Raw genomic sequence first — 26,464 nt, forward strand, 5'->3', positions numbered from 1 at the left:
GCTTTCTTATAGTTGTTGTCCCGGCATACGGGGCTTCGTCCGCGGGTGACATATTCAGGCATAATCGGCCGCTGGAAGCATTGCCTGCAAATCGTACAACAATAGCCGCCTGAAAACTTCGGCCGCGCGCGTATCACCCTGGATACGGCAGAGGCCCCACAACGGAACTGATGATGAAACTGTCTTTGCTGGGCCTGGCCATGGGCCTTGCCAGTCAGGCGGCCCTCGCCGCCACCTCCGCCCCGCCCCTGCAAGACAAGCAGGCCTTCATCGACCATCTGATCAGCCAGATGACCGAAGCCGAGAAAATCGGCCAACTGCGCCTGATCAGCATCGGCCCGGAAATGCCGCGCGACAAGATTCGCGAGGAAATCGCCGCTGGCCGAATTGGCGGTACCTTCAATTCCCGCACCGCGCCGGAAAACCGGCCGATGCAGGATGCGGCCATGCGCAGCCGCCTGAAAATCCCGATGTTCTTCGCCTACGACACCGTCCACGGCGAGCGCACGATTTTCCCGATCGGCCTGGGCATGGCCGCCACCTGGGACATGGACGCGGTGGCCAAAGTGGGCCGCACCGCCGCCATCGAAGCCTCGGCCGACGCCCTGGACATGACCTTCGCCCCCATGGTCGATATTGCCCGCGACCCCCGCTGGGGCCGCACCAGTGAAGGTTTCGGCGAGGATACCTACCTGACCTCGAAGATCGGCCAGGTCATGGTGCGCTCGTTCCAGGGCAGCAGCCCGGCCAACCCCGACAGCATCATGGCCATCGTCAAGCACTTTGCGTTGTACGGTGCGGTAGAAGGCGGGCGCGACTACAACACGGTCGATATGAGCCTGCCGAAAATGTACAACGATTACTTGCCGCCCTACCGCGCCGCACTTGATGCCGGTGCCGGGGGCGTCATGGTGGCGCTGAACTCGATCAACGGTGTGCCGGCCACCTCCAACACCTGGCTGATGAACGACCTGCTGCGCAAGGAGTGGGGCTTCAAGGGGGTGACCATCAGCGACCACGGCGCCATCCAGGAACTGATCCGCCATGGCGTCGCCCGCGACGGCCGCGAAGCCGCCAAGCTGGCTATCAAGGCCGGCATCGACATGAGCATGAACGACACCCTGTACGGCCAGGAACTGCCAGGCCTGCTGAAGTCTGGCGAGGTGACCCAGCACGAACTGGACCAGGCCGTGCGCGAAGTGCTGGGGGCCAAATACGACATGGGCCTGTTCAAGGACCCGTACGTGCGCATCGGCAAGGCCGAAACCGACCTGAAAGACTACTACAGCAGCGACCGTCTGCACCGCGAAGCCGCCCGTGACGTGGCGCGTCGTAGCCTGGTGCTGCTGGAAAACCACAACCAGACCCTGCCGCTGAAAAAAACCGGCACCCTCGCGCTGGTCGGGCCCCTGGCCGATGCCCCGATCGACATGATGGGCAGCTGGGCCGCCGACGGCAAACCGGCGCATTCGGTCACCGTGCGCGAAGGCCTGCGCCGCGCCGTGGAAGGCAAGGCCAAACTGGTCTACGCCAAAGGCTCCAACATCACCGGCGACAAGGCCATCCTCGATTACCTGAATTTCCTCAACTTCGACGCCCCGGAAATCGTCGACGATCCGCGCCCCCCTGCGGTGCTCATCGATGAAGCGGTCAAGGCTGCGCAACAAGCCGACGTGGTAGTGGCCGTGGTTGGCGAGTCCCGCGGCATGTCCCACGAATCGTCGAGCCGCACCACCCTGGAAATTCCTGCCAGCCAGCGTGAACTGATCAAGGCCTTGAAGGCGACCGGCAAGCCACTGGTACTGGTGCTGATGAACGGCCGCCCGCTGTCGATCAGCTGGGAACGTGAACAGGCCGATGCCATTCTCGAAACCTGGTTCGCCGGCACCGAAGGCGGCAATGCCATTGCCGACGTGCTGTTCGGTGACTACAACCCGTCCGGCAAGCTGGCCATCACCTTCCCGAGGTCGGTCGGGCAGATCCCGATGTACTACAACCACACCCGTATCGGCCGGCCGTTCACGCCAGGCAAACCCGGCAACTACACCTCGCAGTACTTCGAAGAGCCCAACGGCCCGCTGTACCCGTTCGGCTACGGCCTGAGCTACAGCAGCTTCGAGCTGTCGGGCCTGACGCTGTCGGCCAACAACCTCAAGCGCGGCGATACGCTGCAAGCCAAGGTCACGGTGAAGAACACCGGCAAGCTGGCAGGCGAGACCGTGGTGCAGTTGTACCTGCAGGATGTCTCGGCATCGATGAGCCGGCCGGTCAAAGAGCTGAAGAACTTCCAGAAACTGATGCTCAAGCCCGGTGAGACGCGCACCTTGAGCTTCCGCATCAGCGAGGAAGACCTGAAGTTCTACAATGGCCAGTTGCAGCGGGTTGCCGAGCCCGGGGAATTCAATGTCCAGGTCGGGCTCGACTCCCAGGCGGTGCAGCAGCAGAGCTTTGAATTGCTGTAACTGAACGGTCGCCTGTACCGGCCCTTTCGCGGGCTTGCCCGCTCCCACAGGTACTCACACGTGGGGGCGGGCAAGCCCGGGTAAGGGCCAGCCCCGATGTCCCAATGACCCGGATCCGCGCCATGCCCTTTTCCTTTCGCGCCCTGCGGCTGGGGCTGATTACCCTGCTGATCCTGCTAGGCACTGCCCTCAGTGCCGGTTGGGCGATGCACCAGGCCAAGCGCCAGGCCATGGAAAACGACGCACAACGTGCCCACCAGCAACTGGGCTTGTACGCCAATACCCTGCATACGCTGATCGACCGCTACCGGGCCCTGCCGGCCGTGCTGGCGCTCGACCCGGAACTGATCGACGCCCTGCGCGGCCCGGTCAGCGAGACGGTGCAAGGCGCCTTGAACCGCAAGCTCGAACGTATCAACGGTGCGGCCAACTCTTCGACCCTCGAACTGCTCGACCGCACCGGCCTGGCCGTGGCAGCCAGCAACTGGCGGCTACCCAGCACCTACGTCGGCTCCAACTACGGCTTTCGGCCCTACTTCAAGCAAACCCGCAGCCAGGGTACGGGCCGCTTCTATGCCGTTGGCGTGACCAGCGGGGTACCGGGGTACTTTCTGGCCAGCGCAGTCAACGACGAACATGGCCGTTTTCTCGGCGCCATGGTGGTCAAGCTGGAGTTCCCGGAGCTGGAACGCGAATGGCGCCAGGGCAGCGATATCCTGCTGGTCAGCGATGCCCGCGGCATCACCTTCATTGCCAACCAGGACGGCTGGCGCTACCGCGAGCTGCAGCCACTGAGCGGCGCCGACCGTGCCGAACTCGCCGAAACACGCCAGTACGACAAGCAGCCGCTGGTGCCGCTGCACCATCAGGTGCTCACGCGCTTCGCTGCCAACAGCACCCTCAGCCGCGTGCAAGGCCCCGACGGCAGCGCCGAGTACCTGTGGGAAAGCCTGCCGCTGGCAGGCGAAGGCTGGACCTTGCACCTGCTGCGCAAGCCGCAGGTGGCGGCAGACGGCCGCAACGCCGCACTCGGCGCTGCTGCCGTATGGTTGAGCCTGGTGTTCGCGGCGTTGTTCATCAGCCAGCGCCTGCGCCTGGCACGGCTGCGCCAGCGCAGCCGGGAAGAGCTCAAGCGCCAGGTCGAGGAACGTACCCGCGAGCTGCGTACCGCCCAGGAGGGCCTGGTGCAATCCGCCAAACTGGCCGCGCTGGGCCAGATGTCGGCGGCCATGGCCCACGAAATCAACCAACCGCTGACGACCCAGCGCATGCAACTGGAAACCGTGCGCCTGCTGCTCGACAATGGCCGGCCTGCCGAAGCGCGGCAGGCACTCGAGCCGCTGGAGCAGATGCTCACGCGCATGGCCGCGCTCACCAGTCACCTCAAGACCTTCGCCCGTAACAGCCCGATGGGCTTGCGCGAGCGCCTGGACCTGGCCACCGTGGTCGATCAGGCACTGCACCTGCTGGAAACGCGTATCCGCAGCGAAGAGGTCGAGGTCGCGCTGTACCTCGCACGCCCGGCCTGGGTACGGGGCGATGCCATCCGCCTGGAACAGGTACTGATCAACCTGTTGCGCAACGCCCTCGACGCCATGGCCGACAAACGCTACAAGCGCCTGGAAATACGCATCGAAGCCGATGGCCAACGCTGGCGCCTGAGTGTGCTCGACTCCGGTGGCGGCATAGCCGAGGCCGACCTGGCCAAGGTCTTCGACCCCTTCTTCACCACCAAGCCCGTGGGCGAAGGGCTGGGCCTTGGCCTGGCGATCTCCTACGGTATCGTCCATGAGGTCGGCGGCCAGCTGCAGGCCGAGAACCTGTCTGGCGGTGCGCGCCTGAGCCTTACCCTGCCCCAAGACCTGGAGCCTGCATGTTCAATTCAGTGATCGTCATCGACGATGAAGCCAGTATCCGCACAGCAGTCGAGCAATGGCTGAGCCTGTCGGGTTTCAACGTGCAGCTGTTTGCCCGCGCCGAAGACTGCCTGAGCCAGCTGCCGAAGCACTTCCCGGGTGTGATCATCAGCGATGTGCGCATGCCCGGCATGGGTGGCCTGCAGCTGCTCGAACGCCTGCAGGCGGACGACCCCGACCTGCCAGTGATCCTGCTGACCGGCCACGGCGATGTCCCCATGGCCGTGGAGGCCATGCGCAATGGGGCCTACGACTTCCTGGAAAAACCCTTCACCCCGCAACATCTGATGGGCAGCCTGCGGCGGGCTCTGGAAAAACGCCAGTTGGTGCTTGAGAACCGCCGCCTGCACGAGCAGGCCGACCTCAAGTCACGCCTGGAAGGCACGCTGCTGGGCATGTCCCAGGGCCTGCAACTGCTGCGGCGGCAGGTGCTGGACCTGGCCAGCCTGCCGGTCAATGTGCTGATCCGCGGTGAGACAGGCAGCGGCAAAGAACGTGTAGCCCGCTGCCTCCACGATTTCGGGCCACGCGCGGCCAAGCCATTCGTGGCGCTCAATTGTGCGGCCATTCCTGAGGCATTGTTCGAGGCCGAGCTGTTCGGCCATGAGAGCGGCGCCTTCACCGGTGCCCAGGGCAAGCGCGTCGGCAAGCTGGAATATGCCAACGGCGGCACGGTGTTTCTCGATGAGATCGAAAGCATGCCGCTGGCCCAGCAGGCCAAATTGCTGCGGGTGATCCAGGAGCAGAAGCTCGAGCGCCTGGGGGCGAACCAGAGTATCAACGTTGACCTGCGCATCATCGCCGCAACCAAGCCCGACTTGCTGGAGGAGGCCCGTGCCGGGCGCTTCCGTGAAGACCTTGCCTACCGCCTGAACGTTGCCGAGTTGCGCCTGGCGCCTTTGCGCGAACGGCGCGAAGACATTCCGCTGCTGTTCGACCACTTCGCCCGCGCTGCTGCCGACCGGCTTGGCCGCGCTGCGCCGCCGCTGTCGGGTGCGCAACTGGCACAACTGCTGGCGCATGACTGGCCAGGTAACGTGCGCGAGCTGGCCAATGCGGCAGAGCGGCACGCATTGGGCCTGGGTTCACCGGGTACCGCGGTGGCCCCTGCCGGGCAATCGCTGAGCGAGCAGATGGAAGCGTTCGAGGCCCAGTGCCTGCGTGCGGCTTTGCGCCAGCATGGGGGCGCGATCAGTACGGTGATGGAGGCGTTGCAACTGCCGCGGCGAACGCTGAACGAAAAGATGCAGCGGCACGGGTTGTCGCGGGACGATTTTACGGGCCGCTGATAAGCGGAATTCCGCCTATCACTGCCCGGCGATAGGCAAAATACCGCCCATGCACAGCGCTTTCAGCGCCCGGCTCGCAGGCGCGCGGCCGGCGAAATGCCCGCAAAGCGGCCTATTGCCCCGGTTTGGGTCGGCCCGCCCCGGTTTGGCACACCTTCTGCAAATGCTCGTGTCAGCTGCGCCCAGGCGCGCTCCACAACAACAACGAGAAGGTATCCCTGATGGATAACGCCACCTCCCTGCCCGCTGGGGCGGCCGCTGCGCCTGCCGCAGAAAAAACTACCGCCAGCCGCCTGAAGTCGATCTTCAGCGGGTCCATCGGCAACATGGTCGAATGGTACGACTGGTACGTCTACGCCGCATTCTCGCTGTATTTCGCCAAGGCCTTCTTCCCGGCCGGCGACTCCACTGCACAACTGCTCAACACCGCCGCGATTTTCGCCGTTGGCTTTTTGATGCGCCCGATCGGCGGCTGGCTGATGGGCCTTTACGCCGACCGCAAAGGCCGCAAGGCCGCGCTGATGGCCTCGGTACTGCTGATGTGCGCCGGCTCGCTGGTCATCGCCCTGACGCCTGGCTATGAAACCATCGGCTTCGCCGCACCGGTCCTGCTGGTCATCGCCCGCCTGATGCAGGGCCTGTCGGTGGGGGGCGAATACGGCACCTCGGCAACCTACCTCAGCGAAATGGCCAGCAAGGACCGCCGCGGCTTCTTCTCCAGCTTCCAGTACGTGACCCTCATCTCCGGCCAGCTCATCGCCCTGGCAGTGCTGATCGTCCTGCAACAGACCCTGACCACCGAGCAGCTGTATGCCTGGGGCTGGCGCGTCCCCTTCGTGATCGGTGCGCTGTGCGCCGTGGTCGCGCTGTACCTGCGCCGTGGCATGGAAGAAACCGCCTCGTTCACCAAGAAGGAAAAAGCCAAGGAAAGCCTGATGCGCACCCTGCTGCGCCACCCCAAGGAACTGATGACCGTGGTTGGCCTGACCATGGGCGGTACCCTGGCCTTCTACACCTACACCACCTACATGCAGAAGTACCTGGTCAATACCGTGGGCATGAGCATCAGCGACTCGACCACGATCTCGGCCGCCACGTTGTTCCTGTTCATGTGCCTGCAGCCTGTGATCGGTGGCCTGTCCGACAAGATCGGCCGGCGCCCGATCCTGATCGCCTTCGGTGTACTGGGCACCTTGTTCACCGTGCCGATCCTCAGCACCCTGCATACCATCCAGACCTGGTGGGGGGCGTTCTTCCTGATCATGGCAGCGCTGATCATCGTCAGTGGCTACACCTCGATCAACGCCGTGGTCAAAGCTGAACTGTTCCCGACCGAAATCCGCGCCCTTGGCGTGGGCCTGCCCTACGCACTGACCGTTTCGATCTTCGGCGGCACCGCCGAGTACGTGGCGCTGTGGTTCAAGAGCGCGGGCATGGAAAGCGGCTTCTATTGGTACGTCACTGCCTGTATCGCCTGCTCGCTGCTGGTGTACGCGACGATGAAGGACACCAAACAGCACTCACGTATCACCACCGAGTGACCCGGTAAGGCCGTTCTGCAAGGGCGCCCAACGTGCAGGGCGCCTTTTTTTATGCCCCCTAATCTCCCATGAGCCGATTAGCTGAGCTATTCGGCTCATGGGATGGGTATGAAAGGCCATTTACTGGGCAAGCGTGAAAGCATTGACCCGTTACCGCATCAACATTCAGGACATTTCCAGCGCCTGACGCGGTTCACGACGCTGGTACCAGCTGGCCATCAGTACCAGTACCAGCAGCACGCCACCCAGCACGGCCGATGAACCGACCGTGCCGAAGTCCAGCCCGCCCTTCGCATGAGGCTTGGTCAGGAAGTCGCCCAAGGTGGCGCCAAATGGACGGGTGAGCACAAATGCAACCCAGAACAGCACCACGCCGGGAATGCGGGTCCAGTAGCGGGCCACCACTACTAGGGCAATAGCGCTACCAATCAACAACGCACCGCCTGCGAAGCCCAGCCCCGAATCATCGGCCAGGTAGTCGCCCAGAGCGGTACCCAAGGTATTGGAGAACAGGATCGCCACCCAGTAGAACAGCTCGGCGCTGCGGTTCTTGATACGGGTGACATCCAGTGGGTTGCCGCTCAGGCGCCAGGCCAGGAAGGTCAGCAGCAGGATGCCGATCAGCAGGGCCGAACCGGTGGCATAGCCCAGGCCCAGGGTACGGTCCATGAAGTCGGACATCGTGGTGCCGGCGGTGCTGGTGGAGAGGATCACCAGCCAATACAGCATCGGGTGGTAGCGGCGTGCGCACAACTGGCCGAGCAGGGTTAGCAGGAACACGCTGATCAACAGCAGCGAACTCAGTGCATAACCGATATTCAGGGTCATCGACAGCAAGTCACCTGCCGTTTCCCCCAGGGTGGTAGCGCAGATCTTCATGACCCAGAAGGCCAGGGTGATTTGCGGAAGTTTGTTCATTGCTGTGCCGCTCCAGTTCATAAGTGCGGCGATGGTGCTGAGCATGGCCTGAAAAATAGGTTGGCGAGCGATGAAAAAAACGTTCATCGGTGCCCTGCCCCGAGTTTTCTTCTTAACGCCCTATTAATTACCACCCTTCAGCCTGCACGGGCTGACTGATGAAGGGTGCATGCACCAACCCGTGCCCGGCCAGGCAAACGCCTATACGACGGTTACAGCACCCTGAAATATCGAATAAGTCGATTATTTAGTGCGTATATTTGCGCTTTTTAATCAGCATATTCGGCGTAATATTTAAGTCACGGAAACAAACAACCCACGAACCCCTGGAGCAATGACCATGAAAAACAAACTGATCCTCACCCTGGCCCTGTCGGTTTTCGCCACTGGCGCCTTTGCCGAAGATGGTTTCGACCGGACCAATGCCCACACCTTTGCCGCAGCCCAGACCCAGTCGGCCAGCTACGCTGAAGACGGCTTCGATCGCACCGGCGGCCAACGCTTCGCCGAAGACGGCTTCGACCGCACCGGTGGCCAACGCTTCGCTGAAGACGGCTTCGACCGCACCGGCGGCCAACGCTTTGCTGAAGACGGCTTTGATCGCACCGGCGGCCAACGCTTCGCCGAAGACGGCTTCGACCGCACTGGCGGCCAACGCTTCGCTGAAGACGGCTTCGACCGCACTGGCGGCCAACGCTTTGCTGAAGACGGCTTCGACCGCACCAACGCCAACCGCATCAGCTGATCCCTGCTGCGAGCGCCCAGCCCGGCTTTTGCCGGGCTTGATCATTTGCAGGCAAGCAAAGGCTTGGCACACTAGGCTTCTTGTCTACCAGGAGGTAGGGCCAGTAAGCCCAGCACAATGTATTACTACGAACCCGCCAAAGGCCACGGCCTGCCCCACGACCCCTTCAACGCCATCGTCGGTCCACGTCCTATCGGCTGGATCTCTTCGCAAGACCGCGAGGGACGCTTGAACCTGGCGCCCTACAGCTTCTTCAATGCCTTCAACTACATCCCGCCAATCATCGGTTTCTGCAGTGTCGGGCGCAAAGACAGCCTGAACAATATCGAGCAGACCGGTGAATTCGTCTGGAACCTGGCCACGCGATCGCTGGCCGAGCAGATGAACCAGAGCTGTGCGCCGGTGGCTGCCGAGGTCAGTGAATTCGAGTTGAGCGGCCTCACCGCCACACCGTCAAGCCTGGTCAAGGTGCCGCGCGTGGGCGAAACCCCAGTCGCGTTCGAGTGCAAGGTCAGCCAGATCGTCCAGCTCAAGCGGGCCGACCAGGCGCTGGTACCCAGCTGGCTGATTCTTGGGGAAGTGGTGGCTGTGCACATTGCCGACCACCTGCTGAAGAACGGCATCTACGATACCGCGGCAGCCGAACCTATCTTGCGCGGTGGTGGCCCGGCGGACTATTTCGAGCTGGGCAACCTGTTCAAGATGGCCCGCCCGCCAGCCTGATCACCAGACCAGCTCACCCTCAGCGCTAACGCCTTGCAGGCGCTGCAGTTCGGCCGTGGCCGCTTCGTCGGCGGCCACGGCGCCCTTGAACACCTGGCCGTCGAGCACCTTGTGAAAACGCGGCGCGCCGCCCATACCCAGGGCTTTGACTGCGATGGCCGCGTGATAGCCACCACCTTCGGCCGGCACCATCGCCGACACCGCTTCGAACTGCGGGAATTCCCTACGTGCCATGTTGCTCTCTGCCTGCTTGATCATGGCCCGGCATGTTAACCCAAACCCCAGCCAGCGCGCGCGCTGTGGGAGGGGCCATGCCGTCAGTCGAATGTATGCAAGTCCAGGCTGCTGACCACCTGCGCCTGCACCAGCTCACCAAACACCTCCAGCGTGGGCGACGCAAAATAGCCACTCATGGCCTGTTGGTCCTGCCAACTGCCGCTGAGCAGCCACAGGTCAGCGTCGGCTTGCGAACGCTGTACGCTGAAACTCAGGCAACCCGGCGCACGCAGCGACGGCTCGAGCAGGTCACGCAGGCGCGCGCCAAGCTCCGCCGAGCGCCCGCTGCTGGCACGAATGAACGCAAGATGGGTGACCGGTTGTTTTAGGGCCATTGCACAATCTCCTTGAAGCAAGCGGACGAAAAAGCCAGGCTGCCAAGGTTAGGGGTTCGCTCGCACGACACGTTAGGCCATTACTGCTCGCCGCTTGCCTAATCCTGCGGCGCGGCAGGATCAGGCAAGCGACGTGCAGCTTTCGACTAGCGTCGGCCGTTGCCCAAACCTATGCTGCGACCGTCAGCAGAGGAAAGCATCATGACCATCGCCACGCCCACCGACCCGACCCTGGAACTGCAGCGCCTGGAGCTGGCCGAGCTGATTACCCGCCATGCCGGCGAGCCCCACGGCCCGGCGTCGGCCATCGCGGATCTGTACCTGGTGCGCTACACCGAGAATGTGCGCTCGGTCCCCACCCTGGCGCAACCGGCCTTGTGCATCCTTGCACAAGGCAGCAAAAGCCTGTTTCTGGGTGACGAGCAGTATGCCTACGATCCACTGCACTACATGGTGGTTTCGGTCACCCTGCCGTTGAGCGGCGTGCGGCTCGATGCCAGCCCCGAGCACCCCAGCCTGGGTTTGCGCATGGACCTGGACCCGGCCGAGATCAGCCAGTTGATCGCCGAAAGCGGCCCGATGCTGGTGCCCAACAAGCCATCGGGCCGTGGCCTGTACGTGGACAAAACCGATGCGGCGTTGCTCGACGCCCTGTTGCGGTTGCTGCGCCTGCTGGATAGCCCACGCGACATCTCCATGCTGGCGCCACTGGTCCGCCGTGAGATCCTCTACCGCCTGTTGCGTGGGCCGCAGGGTTATCGGCTGTACGAAATCGCCTTGGCGAACAGCCAGACCCACCGGGTTTGCCAGGCCATCGCCTGGCTCAACAACCACTACCAACAGCCACTGCGTATCGAGGACCTGGCGCGTGAGGTCAACCTCAGCACCTCGACCTTGCACCACCGCTTCAAGGCGGTGACCTCCATGAGCCCGCTGCAGTACCAGAAGCAACTGCGCCTGCAGGAGGCACGGCGGTTGATGCTCAACGACGGGCTCGAGGCGGCGGTGGCGGCCTACCGGGTGGGCTATGAAAGCCCTTCGCAGTTCAGCCGCGAGTACAGCCGGCTGTACGGCGCGCCGCCCATTCGGGATGTGGCTCGGTTGCGGGCCAATGCTGGCTGAAGTTCAGGGTGGCTGTACCGGCCCCATCGCTGGCAAGCCAAGACTCAAGGTTCAACCGACAACCGCGCCCTGCCACTGGTGCTGGTCTACCTGGATCAATGTCGGCCCCTTGCGCTCCACCGCCTGCCCCAGCGCCGCCTGCAATTGCGCCACATCCGCCACGCCCTGCGCTGCGGCCCCCAACGCCCGCGCCACGCCGATGAAGTCCGGGGTATGGATATCCACCCCGACCGGCTCGATCGCCCGGTTGAGCATGTACTTCTTAATCTCTTCGTAGCCCTGGTTATTCCACAGCAGCACGATCAGCGGCACCTGCGCCTCCACGGCACTGGCCAACTCCGGCAGCGTGAATTGCAGGCCGCCATCGCCAATCAGGCACACCACTGGCGCCCGCTCAGCAGCGTGCTCGGCACTGCCCAACCAGGCACCCATGGCCGCCGGCAAGGCATAGCCCAGGGTGCCGTAGCCCGTCGAGGCGTTGAACCAGCGGCGCGGCTGGTCCATGTCCAAGGTCAAGTTGCCGGTGTAGACCGGCTGGGTAGAATCGCCCACCAGCACAACACCGGGCAGGCGCTGCACGATGGCCGTCAACAAGCGTGTCTGGCTCAGGGTCGGCTGGTCCCAGCCGGTTGCCAAGGCTTCCCGCAGCCTGGTCACGCGAGCCCGCCCCCAGTTGCGGTCGTGTACCCCCTGCGGCTGCGCCTGCAAGGCCGCCAGCAGCGCTTCGGCAGCCAGTTCGGCATCGGCCACCAGTGCCAGTTCCGGCAGGTAGTTGCGCACGGTCTGGTCCGGGTCGATGTCGATGCGCAGCAGGCTCCCCGGGATGTCGAAACCGCCTTTGAAGGTCACGTCATAATCGGTTTCGGCCAGTTCGGTACCGATCGCCAGCACCACGTCGGCCTCGGCCACCAGCGCCCGCGTAGCCGGTAGCGACTGGGTCGAGCCAATCTGCAGCGGGTGGCTGGATGGCAGCAAGCCCTTGGCATTGATGGTCAGGGCTACCGGTGCCTGCAGGTGCTCGGCCAGGCGGGCCAGCGCAGCACCTGCTGCCAAGGCACCCCCACCGGCCAGGATCAATGGCCGCCGCGCGCTGGCCAGGCGTTCAGCCATCTGCGCCACGGCCAGCGGTGCAGCCCCTGCACGGTTACCCCGTACCGGGCGGCCCGGCAACAGTTGGTCGGCGGGCTGAACCAGCACATCCAGCGGGATCTCGATATGCACTGGGCGCGGCCGGGCGCTGTCGAATACCGCGAAGGCCCGCGCCAATACCTGAGGCAGATCGGCTGCATTCATCAGGGTGTGCGAAAACGCCGCGACACCCGCCACCAGCGCCGCCTGGTCAGGCAACTCGTGCAGCTTGCCACGGCCACCGCCCAGCTGGTCACGCGACTGCACGCTGGAGATCACCAGCATCGGAATCGAATCGGCATAGGCCTGGCCCATGGCGGTGGCGATGTTGGTCATGCCCGGGCCGGTAATGATGAAGCACACCCCGGGTTTGCCACGGGTGCGCGCATAGCCGTCAGCCATGAACCCGGCGCCCTGCTCGTGGCGCGGGGTGATATGGCGAATGGACGAGCCCGCCAGGCCTCGGTAAAGCTCCACAGTATGCACGCCGGGGATGCCGAAGACATGGTCCACGCCATAGCCTTCAAGGAGTTTGACCAGCACTTCGCCGCAGGTTGCCATCGGGGTTCACCATCGATCTTGTTGGGTTATGCGCTTATTGGACCCAAGCCACGGCTATCGGCACAATGCAAAAAAACACATACTAGCCATGTCCTGAAGTCATGGCTTATTGCGATGAAACGCCTCCCGCCCCTACCCGCCTTGCATACCTTCCTGATCACCGCCCAGTGCTGCAATTTCACCCGCGCGGGGCAGCAGTTGCACATCACCCAAGGCGCCGTCAGCCGGCAGATCGCCGCCTTGGAGCAGCACTTGGGTTATGCCCTGTTCCAGCGCCAGGCCCGCGGTTTGAGCCTGACCCGTGAAGGCCAGGACTGGTTGCCACGGGTGCAACAGGTGTTTGCGCTGATCGAGCAAGGGGTGCGTGAAGTGGGCGCGCACAGCACGACCCTGCAGTTGAAGGCCCCCACGTGCGTGATGCGCTGGCTGCTGCCGCGCCTGATGGAGTGGCAGGCACTGCGCCCGGATGTACCGGTGGAACTGACCACGACCGTTCAGCATGGCGTGGATTTGCGCCGCGAGGGCTTTGATGCAGCGGTGGTCTATGGCGAGGCACCGAACCACGGGCTGCAGGTGCGCAAGCTGTTCGATGAGCAACTGACGCCGGTATGCGCACCGTCTTTGCGTGAGGGGCCGCTGCCCTTGCAGCAGGTTGAAGACCTGGCGCGGCACATGTTGCTGCACCCCTCGCGGGATGAGCATGATTGGCGGTTATGGCTGCAGGCGGCTGGGGTAACGCTGGCTGCGCAGGGGCCGAAGCAGCACTTCGAAACGCTGGACATGGCCATGGCCATGGCGTCGCAGGGGACAGGCGTGGCTATCGGTGATTGGTCGCTGATTGGCGATGACTTGCGCGGCGGGCGGCTTTGCATGCCGTTTGCGCTGAAGGTGCGGACCGGTAAGGGCTACTACCTGGTGAGCCAGGCCAGGAACCTGCCGGCGGGGTTGCTGGAGCTGCTGGACTGGCTGGAGGGCCAGGCCAGCCGGTGAAGGCCTGTTCGCGGGCTCGCCCGCTCCCACAGGTGACGCACAGGATTTGAAACCTGTGCAATACCTGTGGGAGCGGGCGAGCCCGCGAAGCAGGCGACTCAATACCCGACCGTGAACCGCTGCCGCGAATGCTGCGGTTTCTCCAGCTCATCCAGCATGGCAATCGCATAGTCGGCAAAGGTGATCCAGCTCTTGCCATCCGCAGCGATCAGCAGATGGTCCTTGCCCAGCGTGTAGTGCCCGCTGCGCTCGCCTTCAACAAACTCCGCCGAGGGTGAGAGGAAGGTCCAATCCAGGTCCTGCTCGCCCTGCAACGCCTCCAGAAACCGCACACCGCCCGTGGCCTCGGCCTTGTAGGCCTCCGGGAAATCAGGGCTGTCGATCACCCGCTGCCCCGACGGCAGCAACAGGCTGGCGGCACCGCCAACCACCAGCAGGCGTTTGACCCCGGCACGCTTGACCGGCTCGATGATCGCCTGCGGCTCGATGGTGGAGAAGTGCGCTGCACTCAGTACTGCGTCCACACCTGTCACTGCTGCTTCCAGGGCTGTGCCGTCCTTGGCATCCAGCGCCTTGATGGTCACCCCGTCACGCCCCTGCAGCTGCGACGGGTCGCGGGCAATCGCCACCACGTTATGGCCACGGCGCAGGGCCTCTTCCAGCAACTGGCTGCCAGCACGACCGGTGGCGCCGATGATTGCAATCTTGCTCATGTCATACGCTCCATCAATTGAACGGAATTACCACTTCATTTCGCCCTTGGCGACCTTGGCCCCCAGCTCCAGCGAGCTTTCATCGGCCAGGCCCGGGTAACGCTGCTTCATCGCCTTGATCAGCGCGCCGGCATCTTTCGCCTTGGCGGCCTCGCTGTCGAAATCGCGAATGTAGTTGGCCGTGAAACGCACGGCCTGCAACGAACGGCTGCTATCGCCCAAGTAGTGGCCCGGGACGACCGTGCGCGGCGCCAGCGCTTCGATGCGCGCCAGTGTGCTCAGCCAGTCGGCATGGGACTTGGGCGTTTGCGTATCCGCCATCCACACATGAATGTGCTCGGCTACCACGACACCGCCGACCACGGCCTTGATCGAAGGGATCCAGACGAAACTGCGGTCAGGCTGAGGGCCGTCCAGGCCGACCACTTCCAGGGCTTGCCCCTCCAGGGTCAGGCGGTCGCCTTCGAGCACCTGAGGCAGCACCAGCCGCGCCGGTTTGTCGGCCCCCATCTGCGGCCCCCAGTAGGCCAGCTTGGCCTCCATGGTCTGGCGGATGTGCGCAACCGTGGCAGCCGAAGCCAGCACCTTGGCGTCGGGGAACGCCTGGGTCACGGTATCCAGGCCAAAGTAGTAATCCGGGTCACCGTGGCTGATGTAGATGCTGGTCAGGTGCTTGCCACCCGCCCGCAGGCGTTGCACCAGTTGCTCGGCCTGGGCCTTGCCGAACTGGGCATCGACCAGCACCGCATCGTGCTCGCCACTGACGATTACCGAGCTCACCGGGAAAATAGCGTCGTGGCCGGGGTTGTAGACTTCCAGGTGCAAAGGCTCGGCGGCCATGGCCGGCCCGGCGAGGGTGACGCAGGCCAGCAGCAGGCCACGCAGAGGGGTGAACAGGGACATTGGGTAAGCCTTCCGCTAGATCGATGACCCACAGCTTAGTTGCCCGATCCGTAACAAAAAATGCGATGCTTGGACATAGTTTGTTTCTGAAAGCGAGCAAGTCATGGACCGTCTGAACGCCATGCGCGTCTTTGTCACCGTTGTCGACCTGGGCAGCCAGTCAGCGGCCGCGGATCACCTGCAACTGTCGCGTCCGGTCGTATCGCGTTACCTGGCCGAGCTGGAAGACTGGGTAGGGGCACGCCTGATGCAACGCACCACACGCAAGCTCAGCCTGACGGCCGCCGGCCAGGAAACCCTGCCCCGTTGCCGGCAATTGCTGGACCTGGCAGGTGACCTGCAGGCCGCAGTACAACAACCGGACGATGCCCCCAAGGGGGCATTGCGCATCAGCGTCAGCACCTCGTTCGGCCAGGCCCAACTGGTGGATGCCATCGCGGCTTATGTGCAGCGTTACCCCGGTGTGAAGGTTGAACTGCAGATGCTCGACCGCACCGTCAACCTGGTAGACGAGCGCATCGACCTGGCCATCCGCACCAGCAACGACCTGGACCCCAACTTGATTGCCAGGCGGCTGAGCGTGTGCCGGTCAGTGGTCTGTGCGGCACCCGCCTATCTGCACGAGCATGGCACCCCGCAACAGGTCGAGGAACTGAGCCGGCACAACTGCCTGACCCATGCCTACTTCGGCCATAGCCTGTGGCACTTCGACGTGGCCGGCCAGCAGGTGAGCGTGCCGGTGGCAGGCAACATCAGCGCCAATGAGGCAATGACCTTGCAGAAGGCGGCACTGGCTGGGGCCGGCATCGCCATGTTGCCGACCTACCAGGCCGCCGACGCCCTGCGCAAAGGTGAACTGGTGCGGCTGCTGGCACACGCCAGGCCGCGCGAGCTGAACCTGAATGCGGTGTACACCTCGCGCAAGCACATGCCGGCCACCTTGCGCAGCATGCTGGATTTTCTGGTGGAGCGGTTCAAGGACGACCCAGAGTGGGACCGCGATCTGTCATGGGCATGATGGCATCGCCGGCCAGCCTGCATGGACTATGCTCCTTGGTATCACCTATCGCTGTACCAGGAGGTGAACACCATGGGCATCAAATCAAGAAGAGTCGCCCTTGTCATGGCCCTGAGCGCAGCAGCAGCACTGTACGGCTCGGCCTGCTGGCGCGCCGAACTGCTACGCAGCCAGCCCAGCGCCGCCGCCAGCTGCGAGCAGGCACACTGCGTGCCTCACACTGCCACCTTGAGCGCCGTCCGTTGAGTTGACGGCGCCCTGCCGGTCACTCCTCGACGCTCATGTACTCCTTGGCCCAGCGGATGTAGTCCTCGGGCTGGGTGTAGGTGTGCGAGAGTTCGGTGGCACTGAGGTTGTCCGACTTGTTCTGCTTGCCGCGCTGCAGCCGCAAGCAGTCGTAGGTGGCTTTGATCGCAGCAAAGTACGCCGCGTGGCCATCGACGGCAATGCGCACGCCCAGGCGCGCCAGGCGCTCGTCGTCATGCAGGTTCGGGTTGCCATAGGTGACCAGCATCAGCGGCACGGTCAGGTGCTCGGCGATCTTTTCGAGCTGCTCGAAGTCCTTAACGCCCACCATGCAGATGCCATCGGCACCGGCCTTCTGGTAGCTCTGGGTACGCACGATGATTTCTTCGGTGGTGAGCACGCCAGCATTGGTACGGGCGATGATCGACAACGACGAATCGACCCGGGCCTCCAATGCCGCCCGGATCTTGCCAACGCCCTCATCAACCGGGATCAGGTCGGTGGACTTGCGCCCGAACTGGGCTGGCAGCAGGGTGTCCTCGATGGTCAGGGCAGCCACCCCGGCGCGCTCCAGCTCGATCACCGTGCGCATCACGTTCAGTGCGTTGCCATAGCCATGGTCGGCGTCGGCCAGCACCGGCAACTGCGCCACGCGGCCAATCCGGGTGGCCTGCTCGACGAACTCACTGAGGGTGATCAGCGCAAAGTCCGGCGCAGCCAGCACCTGCAACGAGGCGACCGAGCCGCCGAGGATACCGACCTCGAACCCCAGGTCAGCCGCAATGCGTGCCGACATCGGATCGAACACCGAGGCGGTGTGGTAACAGGAACCTGAAGCGAGCAGCTCGCGGAAGGCAAAACGCAGATCTTGATGGGAAGCCTTGGGCATGATCACTCCGCAATTATGTGCAAATTTTGAACGGTAACTACCGACCCCTGCAATCGGGTCTACCTGACCTGTTCCAACCGTCGCCATGTGGGCGGTCATGCTCGGCATGCAGGCAGAGGAATAAAAGGTGTGGGAGACAGAGGCCCATGAAACCTGCGGCATAATGTTGCACCAAGCTGGTGCAAGCCGCGGCGTTCGGCCCCTGTGGCATACCAACGATATCACGCGGCCATGCTGCGCTGGATGAATACGCCAATGCCGATTCGGCATAGGGGATGCAGTTAGTACATAGGAAGCTACCTAACTCAGGTTACAATTCGAGGGCCTGTTCGCGGGCACGCCCGCTCCCACAGATACGGCTCATGCTCGAGCCTGAGCTTTACCGGTGGGAGCCGGCATGCCCGCGAAGATGCCAAAACCGATAACCAAGGTACCCCCGTGACCGCCGCCCTGCCCCCCACCACCCTGCGCAACGTGCTCACCGCCCTGATGCTGGCGATCTTTCTCGGCGCCCTGGACCAGACCATTGTCGCCGTCTCGCTGCCAGCCATCTCGGCCCAGTTCAACGACGTCGGCCTGCTGGCCTGGGTCATTTCCGGCTACATGGTCGCCATGACCATTGCCGTGCCCATCTACGGCAAACTGGGCGACCTGTATGGCCGACGGCGCATGATCCTGACCGGCATCAGCCTGTTCACCCTGGCCTCGATCGCCTGCGCGCTGGCCCAGGACATGCAGCAACTGGTGCTGGCCCGGGTACTGCAAGGTATCGGCGCAGGTGGCATGGTCTCGGTCAGCCAGGCGATCATCGGTGACTTCGTACCGCCCCGCGAGCGTGGCCGTTATCAGGGCTACTTCAGCAGCATGTATGCCGTGGCCAGTGTCGCCGGGCCCGTGCTGGGCGGTTGGTTGACCGAATACCTGTCATGGCGCGGCGTGTTCTGGATCAACCTGCCGCTGGGGCTGCTGGCCTTGTGGTCGATTCAGCGAGCCTTGGCGGGCATGCCGGTACAACGCCGCCAGGCGCAGGTCGACTACCTTGGCGCTGTACTGTTGATTCTCGGCCTGGGCAGCCTGCTGCTGGGCATTACCCTGGTCGGCCAGGGCCATGGCTGGGGCGACGCGGCCGTGCTGGCATTGTTCGCCTGCGCCGTGCTGGGCCTGGGCTTGTTCATTGCCCACGAAAGCCGCTGCGCGGAACCGTTGCTGCCACTTGGCCTGTTCGGCAATCGGGTAGCCGTGCTGTGTTGGGGGGTGATCTTCTTCGCCAGCTTCCAGTCCATTTCCCTGACCATGCTCATGCCCTTGCGCTACCAAGGCATCACCGGTGCAGGGGCCGACAGCGCCGCCCTGCATCTACTCCCGCTGGTGATGGGGCTGCCCATGGGGGCGTTCACCGGTGGGCGCATGACCAGCCTCACCGGGCGCTACAAACCGCAGATCCTTGCCGGCGCAATATTGATGCCGCTGGCCATCGTCGGCATGGCCCTGACCTCGCCCCAGTCGGCGTTGCCCAGCGCACTGTTCATGCTGTTGACCGGGATAGCCTGTGGCCTGCAGTTCCCGACCTCGCTGGTAGCCACGCAAAGCGCGGTGGCCAGCCAGGACATCGGCGTCGCCACCAGCACCACCAACCTGTTCCGCTCGCTGGGCGGGGCCATGGGCGTGGCATGCATGTCCAGCCTGTTGCTGGCACTGCTGCACCAGGGCGGTTTCGAATTGCTCGGTAACCCGTTGCTGGGGAGCTTGAAGGCAGGCGAGGTGGACGTGGCCACCCAAGGGCGGTTGCTGCAGACATTCCGCCAGCTGTTGCTGGGCAGCGCGGTGGTCGCAGTGCTAGGGCTGATCGCGGCGGTGGCGTTACCGGACCGGCAACTGCGCGGCCGTTGAGCACCTGGGCACGGTGCAGGCACGTTGCCTGGCTGAGGGAACGCCACGCATTAATCGTCTCTTAATACAAAGCGGAAACACTCCCTCACAATCCTTAACAAAGAGTCATTTGCGCAGCGCCGGGCTCAAGCGCAGCATATCCAGCCCGGTATCGACCCATTTGTCGACATCCGCCAACAGGTCAATGCTGTCCGGCAACAACAGCCAGCGCCCGATCAGGCCATCGACATAGGCAAACAAGGCCACCGCCGCGCGCTCGACATCCAGCTCGCCCGGCAACTGGCCCCGGCGCACGGCATTGGCCAGGGCCAGGGTAATGCCCCTGTGGCAATCCAGCACTGCGGCCTGGCGCTGCTGGCGAATCTCACACATGTCATCGGTGAACTCGCACTTGTGATGCAGGATCTCATTGATACGCCGGGTTCGGGCATCGAGCACCAGCTCGTTGAACACCTGCAACAGCAGCTTGCGCATGCAGCCCAGCGGGTCGACCTCGTCCTCGCTTTCGCTCGCGCGCGCCAAATGGTCATGGGTTTCATGCAGGCTGTCGAGCAACGCCTGCACCAGTTCGGCCTTGTTGTTGAAGTGCCAGTAGATCGCCCCGCGGGTCACCCCCGCCAACTCGGCGATGTCGGCCAGCGTGGTTCGCGCAACCCCGCGCTTGTAGAAGGCCTTTTCCGCTGCCTCGATGATCTGGGCGCGGGTTTCCTGGGCTTCCTCTTTGGTTCGACGGACCATGGCAGTACAACCTCATCGGGCCCGAACGCGCGCTGCGCACGGGGAAACATTTCGCGGGCACCTCTGCAGGGCGCCTCGCGGCGGGGCTAATCACGGGCTGTGGCGGTACCTGGGTACAACCAAGCGGTATTTACAAACAACCATGAATGTAAGTATATTCCTTAGCAAGCTATTTATCTACCGGATAGCAAATTTCTCCAGATCTCGACTCTTCCATTATTCTTGAGCGTCTACCTGCTCCTGCGACCCGAGGATCCTCATGCAATTCAAGCCAGCCGTTACCGCTCTGGTTTCCGCCGTCGCCCTGGCAACACTGCTCAGTGGCTGTAAGAAAGAAGAAGCAGCGCCAGCGGCGCAGGCTCCTCAGGTCGGCGTCGTAACCATCCAGCCACAACCTTTCACCCTGACCTCGGAATTGCCGGGGCGCACCAGTGCCTACCGCATTGCCGAAGTGCGCCCGCAGGTCAATGGCATCATTCTCAAGCGCCTGTTCAAGGAAGGCAGCGACGTCAAGGAAGGCCAGCAGCTCTACCAGATCGACCCTGCCGTGTACGAGGCAGCGCTAGGTAACGCCCAGGCCAACCTGCAAGCTACCCGCTCGCTGGCCGAGCGTTACAAGCAACTGATCGACGAGCAGGCCGTGTCGAAGCAGGAATACGACGACGCCAATGCCAAACGGTTGCAAGCAGAAGCATCGCTGAAAAGCGCACAGATCGACCTGCGCTACACCAAGGTGCTGGCCCCTATCAGCGGGCGTATCGGCCGCTCAGCGGTCACTGAAGGTGCGCTGGTGAACAACGGCCAGACCAACGCCATGGCCACCATCCAGCAACTCGACCCGATCTACGTCGACGTTACCCAGTCCACTGCCGAGCTGCTCAAGCTGCGCCGCGACCTGGAAAGCGGCCAGTTGCAGAAGGCTGGCGACAACGCCGCCTCGGTACAGCTGGTGCTCGAAGACGGCAGCCTGTTCAAGCAGGAAGGCCGCCTGGAGTTCTCGGAAGTCGCAGTCGACGAGACCACCGGTTCGGTGACCCTGCGTGCGCTGTTCCCCAACCCTGACCACACCCTACTGCCCGGTATGTTCGTGCATGCGCGGTTGAAGGCCGGGGTCAACGCCAACGCCATTCTGGCCCCGCAACAGGGCGTTACCCGCGACCTGAAAGGTGCGCCAACCGCGCTGGTGGTGAACAAGGACAACAAGGTCGAACTGCGTCAGCTCAAGGCCAACCGAACCCTGGGCAGCGACTGGCTGATCGAAGAAGGCCTCAACCCGGGTGACCGCCTGATCACCGAAGGCCTGCAGTACGTGCGCCCTGGCGTCGAGGTCAAGGTCAGCGAAGCCACCAACGTCAAGAAGCCGGGCAGCCCTGATCAGGCCAACGCGGCGAAAGCAGACGCCAAAGCGGAGTAAACCATGTCGAAGTTCTTTATCGATCGCCCGATCTTCGCCTGGGTGATCGCCTTGGTGATCATGCTGGTCGGGGCCTTGTCGATCCTGAAGCTGCCGATCAACCAGTACCCCAGCATCGCGCCGCCGGCCATCGCCATCGCCGTGACCTACCCGGGCGCTTCGGCGCAGACCGTGCAGGACACCGTGGTCCAGGTGATCGAGCAGCAGCTCAACGGTATCGACAACCTGCGTTATGTGTCGTCGGAAAGCAACTCCGACGGCAGCATGACCATTACCGCCACCTTCGAGCAAGGCACCAACCCCGACACCGCGCAGGTGCAGGTGCAGAACAAGCTGAACCTGGCCACCCCGCTGCTGCCGCAGGAAGTGCAGCAGCAAGGTATCCGTGTTACCAAGGCAGTGAAGAACTTCCTGATGGTGATCGGCCTGGTGTCCGAAGACGGCAGCATGACCAAGGACGACCTCGCCAACTACATCGTCTCCAACATGCAGGACCCGATCTCGCGTACTGCCGGTGTGGGCGACTTCCAGGTGTTCGGTGCACAGTACGCCATGCGCATCTGGCTCGACCCGGCCAAGCTGAACAAGTTTCAGCTGACCCCGGTCGACGTCAAGAACGCCGTGGCTGCGCAGAACGTGCAGGTGTCCTCCGGCCAGCTCGGCGGCCTGCCGGCCATGCCGGGTACCCAGCTGAACGCGACCATCATCGGCAAGACCCGCCTGCAGACCGCCGAGCAGTTCGAGAAGATCCTGCTCAAGGTCAACAACGACGGTTCCCAGGTGCGCCTGGGGGATGTCGCCGAGGTTGGCCTGGGCGGTGAAAACTATGCCATCAGCGCCCAGTTCAACGGCAAGCCGGCCTCCGGTCTGGCCGTGAAGCTGGCCACCGGGGCCAACGCCCTGGACACGGCCAAGGCGCTGCGCCAGACCATCAGCGACCTGGAACCCTTCTTCCCGCCTGGGGTGAAAGCGGTATTCCCGTATGACACCACGCCGGTGGTCACCGAGTCGATCAGTGGCGTAATCCATACGCTGATCGAAGCCGTGGTGCTGGTGTTCCTGGTGATGTACCTGTTCCTGCAGAACTTCCGCGCCACCATCATCACCACCATGACCGTGCCGGTGGTGTTGCTGGGTACCTTCGGCATCCTTGCCGCTGCGGGTTTCAGCATCAACACCCTGACCATGTTCGCCATGGTGCTGGCCATCGGCTTGCTGGTGGACGACGCCATCGTCGTGGTGGAGAACGTCGAGCGGGTCATGTCCGAAGACGGCCTGCCGCCCAAGGAGGCGACCAAGCGCTCCATGGAGCAGATCCAGGGCGCCCTGGTGGGTATCGCCCTGGTGCTGTCGGCGGTTCTGCTGCCCATGGCGTTCTTCAGTGGCTCCACCGGCGTAATCTACCGGCAGTTCTCCATCACCATCGTTTCGGCCATGGGGCTGTCGGTGCTGGTGGCGCTGATCTTCACCCCTGCCCTGTGCGCGACCATGCTCAAGCCGCTGAAAAAGGGCGAGCACCACACCGCCAAAGGTGGCTTCTTCGGCTGGTTCAACCGCAACTTCGACCGCAGCGTCAACGGCTACGAGCGCAGCGTGGGTGCCATCCTGCGCAACAAGGTGCCGTTCCTGCTGGCCTATGCACTGATCGTGGTTGGCATGATCTGGCTGTTCGCCCGCATCCCTACCGCGTTCCTGCCCGAGGAAGACCAGGGCGTGCTGTTCGCCCAAGTGCAGACCCCGGCCGGCTCCAGTGCCGAGCGCACCCAGGTGGTGGTCGACCAGATGCGTGAATACCTGCTCAAGGATGAAGCCGACACCGTGTCGTCGGTATTCACCGTCAACGGCTTCAACTTCGCCGGCCGTGGCCAAAGCTCGGGCATGGCGTTCATCATGCTCAAGCCATGGGGTGAACGGTCCCAGGAAAACAGCGTGTTCGCCTTGGCCCAACGCGCCCAGCAGCACTTCTTCACCTTCCGCGATGCCATGGTGTTCGCGTTTGCCCCACCGGCGGTGCTGGAACTGGGTAACGCCACGGGTTTCGACGTGTTCCTGCAGGACCGCGGCGGTGTCGGCCATGCCAAGCTGATGGAAGCGCGCAACGAGTTCCTGGCCAAGGCGTCGCAGAGCAAAGTGCTCAGTGGCGTACGCCCGAACGGCCTGAACGACGAGCCGCAGTACCAGCTGACCATCGATGACGAGCGTGCCAGCGCCCTGGGCGTGACCATTGCCGACATCAACAACACCCTGTCCATCGCCTTGGGTGCCAGCTACGTCAACGACTTCATCGACCGTGGCCGGGTCAAGAAGGTGTACATCCAGGGCGAAGCCAACGCGCGGATGAGCCCTGAAGACCTGCAGAAGTGGTACGTGCGCAATGGCGCTGGCGAGATGGTGCCGTTCTCCTCCTTCGCCAAGGGTGAGTGGAGCTACGGTTCGCCCAAGCTGTCGCGTTACAACGGTGTGGAGGCCATGGAGATTCTCGGTGCCCCGGCGCCTGGCTACAGCACCGGTGAAGCCATGGCCGAGGTCGAGCGCATTGCCGGCGAACTGCCTAGCGGTGTGGGCTTCTCCTGGACCGGCATGTCCTACGAGGAAAAACTCTCCGGCTCGCAGATGCCGGCACTGTTCGCCCTCTCGGTACTGTTCGTGTTCCTGTGCCTGGCAGCGCTGTATGAAAGCTGGTCGATTCCGATCGCCGTGGTGCTGGTGGTACCGCTGGGTATCATCGGTGCACTGATCGCCACCAGCCTGCGCGGCCTGTCCAACGACGTGTACTTCCTGGTCGGCCTGTTGACCACCATCGGCCTGGCGGCGAAAAACGCCATTCTGATCGTCGAGTTCGCCAAGGAACTGCACGAGCAGGGTCGCAGCCTGTACGACGCCGCGATCGAAGCCTGCCGCATGCGTCTGCGCCCGATCATCATGACCTCGCTGGCATTCATCCTTGGCGTGGTACCGTTGACCATCGCCAGCGGCGCGGGCGCCGGCAGCCAGCACGCCATCGGCACCGGCGTGATCGGCGGCATGATCAGCGCGACCGTGCTGGCAATCTTCTGGGTACCGCTATTCTTCGTCGCAGTGTCGTCGCTGTTCGGCAGCAAAAAGCCGGAAAAAGACGCCACCCCTGAAACTCCACGTTATGAGGCTGGGCAATGACCAAGTCTTTGTTGTCCCTGGCGGTAACCGCTTTCATTCTGGGCGGCTGCTCGCTGATCCCTGACTACCAGACCCCGGAATCGCCGGTGGCTGCGCAGTGGCCGCAAGGCCCTGCATATTCCCCCACGCAATCGGCAGACGTCGCCGCTGCCGAACAGGGCTGGCGCCAGTTCTTCCGTGACCCGGCACTGCAGCAGCTGATCCAGACTTCGCTGGTCAACAACCGCGACCTGCGTGTTGCCGCACTGAACCTCGACGCGTACCGCGCGCAGTATCGCATTCAGCGGGCCGACCTGTTCCCGGCGGTTTCCGCCAACGCCAGCGGTAGCCGCCAGCGGGTACCGGCGAACATGTCGCAAACCGGTGAGTCCAGCATCACCAGCCAATACTCGGCCACGCTGGGTGTCAGCGCCTATGAACTGGACCTGTTCGGCCGGGTACGCAGCCTGACCGAGCAAGCCCTGGAAACCTACCTGTCCAGCGAACAGGCACGGCGGTCCACGCAAATTGCCCTGGTGGCCAGCGTGGCCAACGCCTATTACACCTGGCAGGCCGACCAGGCGCTGTTCAAGCTGACCGAAGAAACGCTGAAGACCTACGAGGAAAGCTACAACCTCACCCGTCGCAGCAATGAAGTGGGCGTGGCCTCGGCACTGGACTTGAGCCAGGCACGCACCGCCGTGGAAGGGGCCCGGGTCAAGTATTCGCAGTACCAGCGCCTGGTCGCCCAGGACGTCAACAGCCTGACCGTGCTGCTGGGCACCGGCATTCCTGCCAACCTGCCCAAGCCGCTGGAGCTCGACGCCGATCAACTGGCGGAAGTACCAGCCGGCTTGCCGTCCGACATCCTCCAGCGCCGCCCGGACATCCAGGAAGCCGAACACCTGCTCAAGGCCGCCAACGCCAATATCGGCGCCGCCCGCGCAGCGTTCTTCCCAAGCATCAGCCTGACGGCCAACGCCGGCAGCCTGAGCCCCGACATGGGCCATCTGTTCTCCGGCGGCCAGGGCACCTGGCTGTTCCAGCCGCAGATCAACCTGCCGATCTTCAACGCCGGCAGCCTGAAGGCCAGCCTGGACTACTCGAAAATCCAGAAGGACATCAACGTCGCCAAGTACGAAAAAACCATCCAGACGGCCTTCCAGGAAGTCTCCGATGGCCTGGCAGCGCGCAAGACCTTCGAAGAGCAATTGCAGGCGCAACGCGACCTGGTGCAAGCCAACCAGGACTACTATCGCCTGGCCGAGCGCCGCTACCGTATCGGTATCGACAGCAACCTGACCTTCCTCGATGCCCAGCGCAACCTGTTCAGTGCCCAGCAAGCGCTGATCGGCGATCGCCTGTCGCAGTTGACCAGCGAGGTCAATCTGTACAAGGCGCTGGGCGGTGGCTGGTACGAGCGCACTGGCCAGGCCAACCAGCAAGCAGCGGTGGATACACCCAAAGGCTGACCTGGCTCGGTACAGCACAAGGCCCACCCTGGCGGTGGGC

General features: G+C 63.5%; 22 protein-coding genes. 14 read left to right on the plus strand and 8 right to left on the minus strand.

Going from position 1 to position 26,464, the window contains the following annotated elements:
• Positions 1-170: 170 nt before the first annotated feature.
• The 4 genes from bglX (at position 171) to K4A76_RS18375 (ending at position 7,208) form a co-directional block, all read left to right on the plus strand.
• The gene (gene bglX, locus K4A76_RS18360; RefSeq protein WP_274410872.1) at positions 171-2,462 is read left to right on the plus strand and encodes a beta-glucosidase BglX; all 2,292 of its coding nucleotides are present in this window, start codon (positions 171-173) and stop codon (positions 2,460-2,462) included.
• A gap of 122 nt (positions 2,463-2,584) precedes the next feature.
• Positions 2,585-4,351, plus strand: coding sequence for a sensor histidine kinase (locus tag K4A76_RS18365; protein ID WP_274410873.1), 1,767 nt, complete (start codon positions 2,585-2,587; stop codon positions 4,349-4,351).
• A complete protein-coding gene (locus K4A76_RS18370) occupies positions 4,336-5,667 on the plus strand; it encodes a sigma-54-dependent transcriptional regulator (RefSeq protein WP_274410874.1) in 1,332 nt (443 codons plus the stop codon). The genes K4A76_RS18365 and K4A76_RS18370 overlap by 16 nt, the downstream gene beginning before the upstream one ends.
• Before the next feature lie 221 nt (positions 5,668-5,888).
• Entirely contained in the window at positions 5,889-7,208 is a 1,320-nt protein-coding gene (locus K4A76_RS18375) for an MFS transporter (RefSeq protein WP_009683086.1), read from the plus strand.
• Positions 7,209-7,373: 165 nt separating this feature from the next.
• Here the strand turns inward: K4A76_RS18375 and K4A76_RS18380 are convergent, their stop codons facing one another.
• The gene (locus K4A76_RS18380; protein WP_274410875.1) at positions 7,374-8,126 is read right to left on the minus strand and encodes a COG4705 family protein; all 753 of its coding nucleotides are present in this window, start codon (positions 8,124-8,126) and stop codon (positions 7,374-7,376) included.
• Positions 8,127-8,466: 340 nt separating this feature from the next.
• On the opposite strand from K4A76_RS18380, the gene K4A76_RS18385 reads away from it, so the two are divergent.
• Positions 8,467-8,871: a heme utilization protein gene (locus K4A76_RS18385; protein ID WP_274410876.1), complete on the plus strand. Its 405-nt coding sequence runs from the start codon at positions 8,467-8,469 to the stop codon at positions 8,869-8,871.
• Between the two features lie 117 nt (positions 8,872-8,988).
• Positions 8,989-9,594: a flavin reductase family protein gene (locus K4A76_RS18390; RefSeq protein ID WP_009683089.1), complete on the plus strand. Its 606-nt coding sequence runs from the start codon at positions 8,989-8,991 to the stop codon at positions 9,592-9,594.
• Here K4A76_RS18390 and K4A76_RS18395 read toward each other — a convergent pair whose 3' ends face one another.
• Positions 9,595-9,852, minus strand: a complete 258-nt coding sequence (locus K4A76_RS18395) for a hypothetical protein (protein ID WP_009683090.1) — start codon at positions 9,850-9,852, stop codon at positions 9,595-9,597. It abuts the gene before it with no gap.
• A gap of 59 nt (positions 9,853-9,911) precedes the next feature.
• Entirely contained in the window at positions 9,912-10,205 is a 294-nt protein-coding gene (locus K4A76_RS18400) for a putative quinol monooxygenase (RefSeq protein WP_054905633.1), read from the minus strand.
• A 201-nt stretch (positions 10,206-10,406) separates the two neighbouring features.
• Here K4A76_RS18400 and K4A76_RS18405 point away from each other — a divergent pair, with 201 nt between their 5' ends.
• Entirely contained in the window at positions 10,407-11,327 is a 921-nt protein-coding gene (locus tag K4A76_RS18405) for an AraC family transcriptional regulator (protein ID WP_029884879.1), read from the plus strand.
• Between the two features lie 51 nt (positions 11,328-11,378).
• Here K4A76_RS18405 and K4A76_RS18410 read toward each other — a convergent pair whose 3' ends face one another.
• Positions 11,379-13,016 (minus strand): 5-guanidino-2-oxopentanoate decarboxylase, encoded by a 1,638-nt coding sequence (locus tag K4A76_RS18410; RefSeq protein WP_274410877.1) that lies wholly within the window; start codon positions 13,014-13,016, stop codon positions 11,379-11,381.
• Between the two features lie 114 nt (positions 13,017-13,130).
• Here K4A76_RS18410 and K4A76_RS18415 point away from each other — a divergent pair, with 114 nt between their 5' ends.
• On the plus strand, positions 13,131-14,006 hold the full coding sequence (locus K4A76_RS18415; RefSeq protein ID WP_274410878.1) for a LysR substrate-binding domain-containing protein: 876 nt from the start codon (positions 13,131-13,133) through the stop codon (positions 14,004-14,006).
• 98 nt (positions 14,007-14,104) lie between these two features.
• Here the strand turns inward: K4A76_RS18415 and K4A76_RS18420 are convergent, their stop codons facing one another.
• The gene (locus K4A76_RS18420) at positions 14,105-14,719 is read right to left on the minus strand and encodes an NAD(P)-dependent oxidoreductase (protein ID WP_009685604.1); all 615 of its coding nucleotides are present in this window, start codon (positions 14,717-14,719) and stop codon (positions 14,105-14,107) included.
• A gap of 27 nt (positions 14,720-14,746) precedes the next feature.
• Complete coding sequence (locus K4A76_RS18425; protein ID WP_274410879.1) at positions 14,747-15,622, minus strand: MBL fold metallo-hydrolase; 876 nt, start codon at positions 15,620-15,622, stop codon at positions 14,747-14,749.
• 103 nt (positions 15,623-15,725) lie between these two features.
• On the opposite strand from K4A76_RS18425, the gene K4A76_RS18430 reads away from it, so the two are divergent.
• Both K4A76_RS18430 and K4A76_RS18435 read left to right on the plus strand, forming a co-directional pair.
• Positions 15,726-16,640 (plus strand): LysR family transcriptional regulator, encoded by a 915-nt coding sequence (locus K4A76_RS18430; protein ID WP_054912195.1) that lies wholly within the window; start codon positions 15,726-15,728, stop codon positions 16,638-16,640.
• Between the two features lie 72 nt (positions 16,641-16,712).
• Entirely contained in the window at positions 16,713-16,886 is a 174-nt protein-coding gene (locus K4A76_RS18435; RefSeq protein ID WP_274410880.1) for a hypothetical protein, read from the plus strand.
• Between the two features lie 19 nt (positions 16,887-16,905).
• Here the strand turns inward: K4A76_RS18435 and K4A76_RS18440 are convergent, their stop codons facing one another.
• Entirely contained in the window at positions 16,906-17,775 is an 870-nt protein-coding gene (locus tag K4A76_RS18440) for an isocitrate lyase/PEP mutase family protein (protein ID WP_009685607.1), read from the minus strand.
• Positions 17,776-18,213: 438 nt separating this feature from the next.
• Between K4A76_RS18440 and K4A76_RS18445 the strand changes: the two genes are divergently transcribed.
• Positions 18,214-19,665: an MDR family MFS transporter gene (locus tag K4A76_RS18445; RefSeq protein ID WP_274410881.1), complete on the plus strand. Its 1,452-nt coding sequence runs from the start codon at positions 18,214-18,216 to the stop codon at positions 19,663-19,665.
• Between the two features lie 105 nt (positions 19,666-19,770).
• Here the strand turns inward: K4A76_RS18445 and ttgR are convergent, their stop codons facing one another.
• On the minus strand, positions 19,771-20,403 hold the full coding sequence (ttgR, locus tag K4A76_RS18450) for an efflux transport transcriptional regulator TtgR (RefSeq protein WP_054912197.1): 633 nt from the start codon (positions 20,401-20,403) through the stop codon (positions 19,771-19,773).
• Between the two features lie 259 nt (positions 20,404-20,662).
• Here ttgR and ttgA point away from each other — a divergent pair, with 259 nt between their 5' ends.
• From ttgA to K4A76_RS18465, 3 genes are read left to right on the plus strand one after another with little or no spacing between them, the layout of a single operon-like run.
• Entirely contained in the window at positions 20,663-21,817 is a 1,155-nt protein-coding gene (gene ttgA, locus K4A76_RS18455) for a toluene efflux RND transporter periplasmic adaptor subunit TtgA (RefSeq protein ID WP_009685610.1), read from the plus strand.
• A gap of 3 nt (positions 21,818-21,820) precedes the next feature.
• Positions 21,821-24,973 carry a multidrug efflux RND transporter permease subunit TtgB gene (ttgB, locus tag K4A76_RS18460; protein ID WP_029887533.1) on the plus strand — a complete coding sequence of 1,051 codons (3,153 nt, stop codon included), beginning with the start codon at positions 21,821-21,823 and terminating at the stop codon, positions 24,971-24,973.
• Positions 24,970-26,424, plus strand: a complete 1,455-nt coding sequence (locus K4A76_RS18465; RefSeq protein ID WP_054912198.1) for an AdeC/AdeK/OprM family multidrug efflux complex outer membrane factor — start codon at positions 24,970-24,972, stop codon at positions 26,422-26,424. Before ttgB ends, K4A76_RS18465 begins: the two co-directional genes overlap by 4 nt.
• The last annotated feature ends 40 nt before the right edge of the window (positions 26,425-26,464 follow it).

This window comes from Pseudomonas sp. NEEL19 (assembly GCF_028751975.1).
Taxonomy (GTDB): Bacteria; Pseudomonadota; Gammaproteobacteria; order Pseudomonadales; family Pseudomonadaceae; genus Aquipseudomonas; species Aquipseudomonas juntendi.

Excerpts from the sequence above, each read along its gene's own strand:
- bglX (WP_274410872.1), top strand. The coding sequence starts at position 171 with ATGATGAAACTGTCTTTGCTGGGCCTGGCCATGGGCCTTGCCAGTCAG.
- K4A76_RS18365 (WP_274410873.1), top strand. The coding sequence starts at position 2,585 with ATGCCCTTTTCCTTTCGCGCCCTGCGGCTGGGGCTGATTACCCTGCTG.
- K4A76_RS18370 (WP_274410874.1), top strand. The coding sequence starts at position 4,336 with ATGTTCAATTCAGTGATCGTCATCGACGATGAAGCCAGTATCCGCACA.
- K4A76_RS18375 (WP_009683086.1), top strand. The coding sequence starts at position 5,889 with ATGGATAACGCCACCTCCCTGCCCGCTGGGGCGGCCGCTGCGCCTGCC.
- K4A76_RS18380 (WP_274410875.1), bottom strand. The coding sequence starts at position 8,126 with ATGAACAAACTTCCGCAAATCACCCTGGCCTTCTGGGTCATGAAGATC.
- K4A76_RS18385 (WP_274410876.1), top strand. The coding sequence starts at position 8,467 with ATGAAAAACAAACTGATCCTCACCCTGGCCCTGTCGGTTTTCGCCACT.
- K4A76_RS18390 (WP_009683089.1), top strand. The coding sequence starts at position 8,989 with ATGTATTACTACGAACCCGCCAAAGGCCACGGCCTGCCCCACGACCCC.
- K4A76_RS18395 (WP_009683090.1), bottom strand. The coding sequence starts at position 9,852 with ATGATCAAGCAGGCAGAGAGCAACATGGCACGTAGGGAATTCCCGCAG.
- K4A76_RS18400 (WP_054905633.1), bottom strand. The coding sequence starts at position 10,205 with ATGGCCCTAAAACAACCGGTCACCCATCTTGCGTTCATTCGTGCCAGC.
- K4A76_RS18405 (WP_029884879.1), top strand. The coding sequence starts at position 10,407 with ATGACCATCGCCACGCCCACCGACCCGACCCTGGAACTGCAGCGCCTG.
- K4A76_RS18410 (WP_274410877.1), bottom strand. The coding sequence starts at position 13,016 with ATGGCAACCTGCGGCGAAGTGCTGGTCAAACTCCTTGAAGGCTATGGC.
- K4A76_RS18415 (WP_274410878.1), top strand. The coding sequence starts at position 13,131 with ATGAAACGCCTCCCGCCCCTACCCGCCTTGCATACCTTCCTGATCACC.
- K4A76_RS18420 (WP_009685604.1), bottom strand. The coding sequence starts at position 14,719 with ATGAGCAAGATTGCAATCATCGGCGCCACCGGTCGTGCTGGCAGCCAG.
- K4A76_RS18425 (WP_274410879.1), bottom strand. The coding sequence starts at position 15,622 with ATGTCCCTGTTCACCCCTCTGCGTGGCCTGCTGCTGGCCTGCGTCACC.
- K4A76_RS18430 (WP_054912195.1), top strand. The coding sequence starts at position 15,726 with ATGGACCGTCTGAACGCCATGCGCGTCTTTGTCACCGTTGTCGACCTG.
- K4A76_RS18435 (WP_274410880.1), top strand. The coding sequence starts at position 16,713 with ATGGGCATCAAATCAAGAAGAGTCGCCCTTGTCATGGCCCTGAGCGCA.
- K4A76_RS18440 (WP_009685607.1), bottom strand. The coding sequence starts at position 17,775 with ATGCCCAAGGCTTCCCATCAAGATCTGCGTTTTGCCTTCCGCGAGCTG.
- ttgR (WP_054912197.1), bottom strand. The coding sequence starts at position 20,403 with ATGGTCCGTCGAACCAAAGAGGAAGCCCAGGAAACCCGCGCCCAGATC.
- ttgA (WP_009685610.1), top strand. The coding sequence starts at position 20,663 with ATGCAATTCAAGCCAGCCGTTACCGCTCTGGTTTCCGCCGTCGCCCTG.
- ttgB (WP_029887533.1), top strand. The coding sequence starts at position 21,821 with ATGTCGAAGTTCTTTATCGATCGCCCGATCTTCGCCTGGGTGATCGCC.
- K4A76_RS18465 (WP_054912198.1), top strand. The coding sequence starts at position 24,970 with ATGACCAAGTCTTTGTTGTCCCTGGCGGTAACCGCTTTCATTCTGGGC.